Raw genomic sequence first — 1763 nt, 5'->3', positions numbered from 1 at the left:
ACGGTGTTCGCGAAGCCCGGGGCTCCGCCGGTGTCCTGCTCCAGCTCGCGGGCGGAGTAGACCGCGGTCTCCAGGAACGCCTCCCGGCCGCTGTCGTCCGAGCCGCGGGAGATGCCGAGCACCGCCTTGGTCAGGTCGGTCTCCGGCACCGGGGCGACGGGTGCAGGGCGCAGCGACTCGTGCACGGGGGCGAGACGGTCCTGCGTGCGACGGGGTCCGATGCGCAGCGTCGGGTCGCCCGCCCTGTCGAGCGCATCGAGGAAGCGATCCTGCTCGCGGACGAACAGCGACTCGTCCTCGCCGAGTCGGAAGGCGGCGGAGAGGAAGTTGTCCGGCGAGGCGTTCTCCTCGAGCCGGCGCACCAGGTAGCTGATGGCCACGTCGAACTCCGCTGGCTCCACCACCGGCACGTAGAGCAGCACCGGTCCGACCTCGCGCGAGACGGCTCGCACCTGCCCCTGGGCCATGCCCAGCAGCATCTCGAACTCCACGGCCTCCCGCACGCCCCGCTCGCCCGCCAGCAGCCAGGCGTAGGCGATGCCGAAGAGGTTGTGCCCCGCGACGCCGATCTTCACCGCAGCCGTGTGCTCCGGCTGCAGCGCCCAGTCGAGGCAGCGCAGGTAGTTCGCGTCGGTGTCGAGCTTGGTGTCGTAGGTCGCAGGCGTCCACCCGTGCATCCGCGCCTCGACGTGCTCCATCGCGAGGTTCGCCCCCTTCACGAGACGCACCTTGATGCGGGCGCCGCCGTGCGCCACGCGGTCCTGCGCCCACGCGGTGAGCTCCTGCAGGGCGGGCAGCGCGTCCGGCAGGTACGCCTGCAGCACGATCCCGGCTTCGAGCCCGGCCAGTCGGGGGTCCTCGAGGATGCGCGTGAAGACGGCGATCGTGAGGTCGAGGTCGCGGTACTCCTCCATATCCAGGTTGATGAAGGTGCCGTCGGCCGCCGCCGCGAGATACAGCGGAAGGAGCCGCTCTACCACCTCGTCGACGACCTCGTCGAAAGCCCACATCGACAGGTGGCTGATGATCGCCGAGACCTTCACCGAGACGTAGTCCACGTCCGGACGGCGGACGAGCGCGTGGATGCCGTCGAGCCGTCGTCGGGCCTCCGCCTCCCCGAGCACGGCCTCGCCGAGCAGGTTGAGGTTGAGCCGGGAGCCGTCGGCGCGGATCCGCTCGATCGCGGCGCCGAGCTTGGCAGGGCGCGCATCGACGACCAGGTGCCCCACCATGTCCCGGAGCACCCGACGGGCGATCGGCACCACGGGCGTCGGGAGGATCTGCGCGACCCCGCCACCGAGACGTACCACCGAGCGCAGGTACCAGGGCAGGAACTCCGGCACGATCGGGGCGATGCGGTGCAGCTGCGAGGCCGCGGCGATCAGGCTCTCCGGACGCATGACGCCGTCGACGAACCCCAGGGTGAACGGGAGTCCGTTCACGTCCTGCAGCACTCCGGCGAGCCGAGCGGCCGCCGGGTCTGGTTCTGTCGCCGCGGCCTCGATCGTCCACCGCCGAGCCAGCTCGACGGCACGGTCTGCGAGGGATGCGGATGCCACGGCATCCGGCGGGAGGTCTGCCATGGATTTCAGCCTAGGTCTGGACGCCCCGGATTCCGCGCCGCGCCGCCGCTTTCCGCCATCCGCGTCCGCTTCGCATGCGGCCGTTCTCGCCGCCCGGTGCGGCCCCGGAGCGGAGGAGCGCGGCCGGGCGGGGTGCGAATCATGCCGCACCGCCGAACGGCGCGGTCCTAAGCTGTTGCC

1 protein-coding gene is annotated in these 1763 nt (G+C 71.6%); it reads right to left on the bottom strand.

Going from position 1 to position 1763, the window contains the following annotated elements:
* On the bottom strand, positions 1-1583 hold a 1583-nt coding region (locus DSP71_RS03465; protein WP_181800658.1), incomplete at its 3' end, for a proline dehydrogenase family protein.
* Between the last annotated feature and the right edge of the window lie 180 nt (positions 1584-1763).

Origin of the sequence: Microbacterium sp. H6 (assembly GCF_003314775.1) — a bacterium.
GTDB classification, from domain to species: Bacteria; Actinomycetota; Actinomycetes; order Actinomycetales; family Microbacteriaceae; genus Microbacterium; species Microbacterium oxydans.
The sequence above is the reverse complement of the archived record's forward strand: the minus strand, read 5'-3'. Positions and strand labels throughout refer to the sequence as shown.